The following is a 5,773-nucleotide window of genomic DNA, read 5'->3' as shown; positions in this document are numbered from 1 at the left end:
CGGCCATTCGCGCCACGTGCTGCACGCGGTGAACCGCATCAAGCGTCTCTCCAACTCGGTGCAGGTCGTCGCCGGCAACGTCGCGACCTCCGAAGGCGCGCAGGCGCTGATCGATGCGGGCGCGGATTGCATCAAGGTCGGCATCGGCCCGGGCTCGATCTGCACCACCCGCATCGTCGCCGGCGTCGGCGTTCCCCAGCTCACCGCGATCATGGACGCGGTAGACGCCGCGAAGAAGTCCGACATCCCCGTCATCGCCGACGGCGGCATAAAGTTCTCCGGCGACCTTGCCAAAGCGCTCGCCGCCGGCGCCGACATTGCGATGGTCGGCTCGCTGCTCGCCGGCACCGACGAGACGCCCGGCGAAGTCTTCCTGTGGCAGGGCCGTTCCTACAAGGCCTATCGCGGCATGGGGTCGGTCGGCGCAATGGCGCGGGGATCTGCCGATCGCTACTTCCAGCAGGACATCAAGGACACGCTCAAGCTCGTGCCTGAAGGCATCGAGGGCCAGGTGCCCTACAAGGGTCCGGTCGGCAACGTCATGCATCAGCTCGCCGGCGGCTTGCGCGCTGCGATGGGCTATGTCGGCGCAAAGGACATGAAGGAGCTGCACGACAAGGCGAACTTCGTCCGCATCACCGGCGCGGGCCTGCGCGAAAGCCACGTCCACGACGTCACCATCACGCGCGAGGCGCCGAACTATCCGGGCGGGGGTTAGTCTCGCGCGGCCTCAGGCCGCGCGGACGGCCTCGAGAAATTTCCCGACCTCGAGCTTGAGGCGGCTCGAATCCGAGGCCAGCAATTGCGCGGCGGTCAGCACCTGGGACGAGGCCGAGCCGGTCGCGCTGGCGCCCTGCTGGACGTCGTTGATGTTGGCGGAGACCTGCTGGGTGCCGTGCGCCGCCTGCTGCACGTTTCGCGCGATTTCCTGCGTGGCTGCGCCCTGTTCCTCGACGGCCGCGGCAATCGTCGAGGAGATTTCCGAGAGTCTCTCGATCGTCTCGCTGATCGCCTTGATGGCGCCGACGGATTCCTGCGTTGCCGCCTGGACGCTTCCGATCTGCTGATGGATTTCCTCGGTCGCCTTCGCGGTCTGCTGCGCCAGCGCCTTCACCTCCGAGGCGACCACCGCGAAGCCGCGACCGGCGTCGCCGGCGCGTGCGGCCTCGATGGTCGCGTTCAGCGCCAGCAGGTTGGTCTGGCCCGCGATCGAGTTGATCAGCTCGATGACGTCGCCGATCCGGCTTGCCGCTTGTGACAATTCGCCGACGCGGTCGTTGGTGCGGCGGGCCTGCTCGACGGCATCGCCGGCGACGCGCGCCGATTCCTGAACCTGTCGGCTGATCTCGTTGACCGACGATGTGAGTTCTTCGGTCGCGGAGGCGACCGACTGCACGTTGGCGGATGCCTCCTCGGACGCGGCCGCAACGGCTGTCGTCAGCGTCCGCGAGCGATCCGCCGTGGTGTTCAAGGTGCCGGCCGAACCTTCAAGCTCGGTCGCTGCCGACGACACCGTGCTGACGATCTCGCCGATCGCGGTCTCGAAATCGCGCGTGATGACGTTGACGCGGCGGCCGCGCTCGATCTGCGCTTCGGCGTTACGGGCAGCATCCTCGTCGGCGAGCTTCTTCGCCACCAGCGCGTCCTTGAAGATCTGCAGCGCGTTGGCCATGGTGCCGATCTCGTCCTTGCGATGGCCGTCGGGGATTGCAACATCGAGCTCGCCGTCGGCAAGCCGCAGCGTCGCTCCGGTCAGCCGCACCAGCGGACCGATCACCTGGCGCATCACGGCGATGACGACGGCAACCGAGGCGACCAGCACGACCAGCAGGGCTGCGAGCGCCCAGATCAGTCGCGTCTGCGCCTGTGAGATCGCGGTGTCGTTGGCGTCGTGGGCGAAGGTCAAGGCGGCGTCGCGCAGACTGAGCACGCTGTTCAGGATGGGGCCGAGCCAGCCGGGCCACTCGGCCTCGCTGATCGAGCAAGGACGACCTTCGCGGGCGGCCGCGACCAATTCCCGAAACCGCGGCTCCCCTTCGGTCATCAGTTTCGCGCGCACCTGGTCGATGACGTTCGCGAGCGCCGGCGCGTCGCCGGCATTGTGGACTCCCTGCTCGATCTGGGTCCAGATCAGCGCGACTTGCCCCGTCAATTCAGTCACCTCGACGCGCTGGGCCGCCGACAAAGGCTGGTTGCGAGCGAAAAGGCCGAGTACGGCGGCGCGCGCGCCGTTGATGCTGCGCATGCTTTGCGCGCTCTGCGCCAGCGCCGCCGATGGCAGGAGGTTCTCGATGTCGCTGCCGGTGCGCGACAGGCTGATCAAGGCTTCGCTCGTCGCCGCTGTGAGGGCGTCGACCGAGCGCGCAAGGCCGTCCACGATCGCCGCCTGGCTGTCGGCGGGGCGTTGCGATTTGGGCAGGACCGCGGCTTGGCGTCCGGCGCTACGGGTTTTTTGCAACGTCTGCTCGGCGGCTTCGATCGACCGTGTCGGCAGCTCTGCCGCGCGAATGGCCGCTTTGGCCGCGTTGATGGCGGCGTCCGTGTTGGCGATGGTCTTGTCGAGCGCCGACAATTTCTCGGGCGTGGCGGGGTCGGCGGGAGTCGCGGCCGCGTACCAGGCGGTGCGTTCGACCGGAATGAGGCTGTTGGCCTTCATCACCAGCTCGAAGGCGGTCAGCGAGCGCGCGGCCGCCTCTCGCTTGCGCAGATCGCCCCATCCGCCCCAGGCGACCGCACCGGCGAAGGCTACAGCGAGAAGGCTCGTGATCAGATTGCCGGCCAGGACGCGCCAGCGCAGGCTTATACCGCCCTTCGCGCCAATCTTGAAGGAAGGTTCGGACGGCAGGGAAAGCTCTGGCACGAAAGGGCTCTTCGATCATGGGAGGGCCGCACAATTCTAGTTTGCAATCGCGACCAAAGCCTTAATTGACCAAGCGTTTGCTTCATTCCCACACACCTCCTAAATGACTGCAACAAGTAGTCAGGAGGAAACCACCATGTCCCAAGCAAAACGCATCGTTCTCGCCGCGCGTCCCGTCGGCGAGCCCAAGCCGTCTGATTTCCGCATCGAGGAATTCGCGCTCCCGACGCCCGGCGCGGGCGAAGTCCTGCTACGCACGATCTGGCTGTCGCTCGATCCCTATATGCGCGGCCGCATGAGTGACGGTCCATCCTATGCCGCGCCGGTGCCGATCGGCGGCGTGATGGAGGGCGAGGCGGTCAGCGAGGTCGCGGCGTCCAACAATCCTGATTTCGCGGTAGGCGACATTGTGCGAGCCCGTACCGGCTGGCAGTCGCATGCGATCTCCAACGGCAAGGGCCTGATCAAGGTCGATCCCAAACTCGGTCCGATCTCGACCTCGATCGGCGTACTCGGCATGCCCGGCATGACCGCCTATACGGGCCTGCTCGACATCGGCAAGCCGCAGGAAGGCGAGACCGTCGTCGTCGCCGGCGCGTCAGGTGCGGTCGGCTCGGCCGTCGGCCAGATCGCCAAGATCAAGGGCGCGCGCGCGGTCGGCATCGCCGGCGGCAAGGACAAGTGCGACTACGTGGTGAAGGAGCTCGGCTTTGACGCGTGTCTTGATCATCGCGAAACCGATTTTCCGGCCAAGCTGAAGTTTGCCTGCCCGAAGGGCATCGACGTCTATTTCGAGAATGTCGGCGGCGCCGTGTTCGAGGCGGTGTTCCCGCTGCTCAATCCGTTCGCGCGCGTGCCGGTCTGCGGCCTCATCGCCCACTACAACGACACCGAGGCCAAGCCGCCGAAATGGGCGGCCAGCATGATGCGCGCGACGCTGACCAAGCGGCTCACCTTCCGCGGCTTCATCGTCTCCGACTTCGCCAACCGCCATGGCGACTTCCTGCGCGACATGTCCGGCTGGGTCCGCGACGGCAAGGTCAAGTACAAGGAGTTCGTCACCGAGGGCCTGGAGAGCGCCCCCGGCGCCTTCATGGGGCTCCTGAAGGGGGCCAATTTCGGCAAGCAGCTGGTGCGGGTCGGGCAAGATAAGGCTTAGCTGCAAGGCCTAGTTGCACCAGAGCTACACTCCGGGTGGGGATAGTTAAAAAAGAGTCACCAAATGGTCACACCTGCCCGCAAAAGCCGCAGGTGTGACCGCCGGTTCATTGACCGGCGGGCGAAGGCATTGAATTATCGCGCATATTTTGGGTGTTGCGATGTTAGAGATCAGTGTTTTCAGCGTAATCCTTCTCGCCGCCGGCTATTGGACGACCATGTTCGTCATGGGCCGCCGCGACGACGTCATCCATGGCAAGTTCGTCCGCGCCGAGGAGGAGGGTGATGTCACCCGCCCCGCGATGCCGGCACCGCCGCCATTCCCGAAGCGTCCGCTCAAAGCTGCGCAACCCGCCGGTGTTCAGTCCGCGAACGTCCAGCCCGAGATGGCCGAAGCGAAGCCGGTGAACAGCGCGGCGCTGGAATCCTTGCTGGCTGCGATCCAGCAGGACCTCAAGAGCGTGGCGTAAGCCGCAATCCTCAGACGCTGCCGCGTTCGACCAGGAACAGCTCGACGGCGAGCCGCTGTTCGGCAAGCTGCGTGCCGGACAGGCGCGCCAGCAGCAGTTCGGCCGCGATCCGCCCCACGGCCGCCGCATCGAACGAGATGGTGGTGAGGCCGGGCGTGATCTGATCGGCGACGTCGTTGTCGCCGAAGCCGAGCACGGCGAGATCGCGCGGCACCGACAGGCCGCGGGCGCGCGCCTCGATCAGCGCGCCGGTTGCGAGCAGATCGTTGGCGCAGAACACGGCATCGACGCGGCCGCCGCGGTCGAGCAGGGCGGTGAAGGCGGCGCGGCCGTCGACGAGGCCCGTGATCTCACCGACGCCGATCTCGTGGACGATCTCGAGGCCGAGCTGCACGGCTGCCGCGCGAAACCCGTCGCGGCGCAGCGCGCCACGGCCGCTGCTGCGGCCGATGAAGGCGACGCGGCGATGCCCGCCCTCGGCCAGCCTGCGCGCCGCCATCGCACCGGCGTCCGCATTGGGCAGGCCGACCAGCATGTCGATGGGATCGCGCGGAAACGCCCAGGTCTCGATCACGGGAATGCCGAGCTCCAGCAGCGCGGCGCGATTCTCCTCGAGCTCGATCACGCCGGTGAACATCACCGCGGCGGGGCGGAGGCCGCGCAGCGACTGGATCATCGCGACCTCCTTGGCATAGGAGTAGGAGGTCTGGCCGACCAGCACCTCGAAGCCTTCCGGCTCCAGCGTCGCGGCGAAGCTGCGCACGGCGAGCCCGAACTGCTGGCTGAGGATGTTGGAGACGAAGGCGACGACCACGTTCGACCGGCCCGAGCGCAGCGCGCGCGCATGCGGGTTGGAGGCGTATCCGGTCGCCTCGATGACCTCGAGGATGCGCTCGCGGGTCTCGCGGTTGACCTTCTGGGGATGGCGCAGCACCCGCGACACCGTGATCGGCGCGACGCCCGCGCGCTCCGCCACCTCCGCGATGCGCGGCGGCCGTCCGGTCGCACTGGTGCGGCCGGGCGGCGCCGGAATGCGCACCACGTCGTCATAGCCTGGCTTTGCCTGATCGGTCATCGAATCCCGAGGGTAATCGAAGTCGCTATCGTCTCCAAAGTCAGCGCGCCGGCACCTCGTCGCGCGACAGCGCGCGGCCGACCTGGACCAGGCAGTCGCCGCTCTGGCTGTCGGTGTGCAGGCGTTGCGAGATCACGATGCCGTCGGCGGGGAAGCGCAGCACTTCCTCCGGCAGTTCGGGGCGCTCGAAATCATGATACCAGCCGGCGA

Annotated in this window: 5 protein-coding genes; 3 read left to right on the top strand and 2 right to left on the bottom strand. The window is 67.1% G+C overall.

Annotation, left to right across the window (positions count from 1 at the left end; all coding sequences use genetic code 11):
- Positions 1-718 (top strand): IMP dehydrogenase (gene guaB / locus AC1D00_RS23640; RefSeq protein ID WP_477012315.1); only part of this gene is annotated, 718 nt, incomplete at its 5' end.
- A gap of 12 nt (positions 719-730) precedes the next feature.
- Here the strand turns inward: guaB and AC1D00_RS23635 are convergent.
- A complete protein-coding gene (locus AC1D00_RS23635; protein WP_477012314.1) occupies positions 731-2,860 on the bottom strand; it encodes a methyl-accepting chemotaxis protein in 2,130 nt (709 codons plus the stop codon).
- A gap of 136 nt (positions 2,861-2,996) precedes the next feature.
- Here AC1D00_RS23635 and AC1D00_RS23630 point away from each other — a divergent pair, with 136 nt between their 5' ends.
- Both AC1D00_RS23630 and AC1D00_RS23625 read left to right on the top strand, forming a co-directional pair.
- Complete coding sequence (locus tag AC1D00_RS23630; protein WP_027543093.1) at positions 2,997-4,019, top strand: NADP-dependent oxidoreductase; 1,023 nt, start codon at positions 2,997-2,999, stop codon at positions 4,017-4,019.
- 160 nt (positions 4,020-4,179) lie between these two features.
- Positions 4,180-4,488: a hypothetical protein gene (locus AC1D00_RS23625; protein WP_477012313.1), complete on the top strand. Its 309-nt coding sequence runs from the start codon at positions 4,180-4,182 to the stop codon at positions 4,486-4,488.
- 10 nt (positions 4,489-4,498) lie between these two features.
- Here the strand turns inward: AC1D00_RS23625 and AC1D00_RS23620 are convergent, their stop codons facing one another.
- Positions 4,499-5,563 carry a LacI family DNA-binding transcriptional regulator gene (locus AC1D00_RS23620; RefSeq protein ID WP_477012312.1) on the bottom strand — a complete coding sequence of 355 codons (1,065 nt, stop codon included), beginning with the start codon at positions 5,561-5,563 and terminating at the stop codon, positions 4,499-4,501.
- Between the last annotated feature and the right edge of the window lie 210 nt (positions 5,564-5,773).

This window comes from Bradyrhizobium sp. P2_E8 (genome assembly GCF_056403875.1).
This window is presented reverse-complemented; position numbering and strand designations above follow the sequence as displayed.

Bases quoted from the DNA above. Each gene is read 5' to 3' on its own strand.
- AC1D00_RS23630 (WP_027543093.1), top strand. From the start codon at position 2,997: ATGTCCCAAGCAAAACGCATCGTTCTCGCCGCGCGTCCCGTCGGCGAG.
- AC1D00_RS23625 (WP_477012313.1), top strand. From the start codon at position 4,180: ATGTTAGAGATCAGTGTTTTCAGCGTAATCCTTCTCGCCGCCGGCTAT.
- AC1D00_RS23620 (WP_477012312.1), bottom strand. From the start codon at position 5,563: ATGACCGATCAGGCAAAGCCAGGCTATGACGACGTGGTGCGCATTCCG.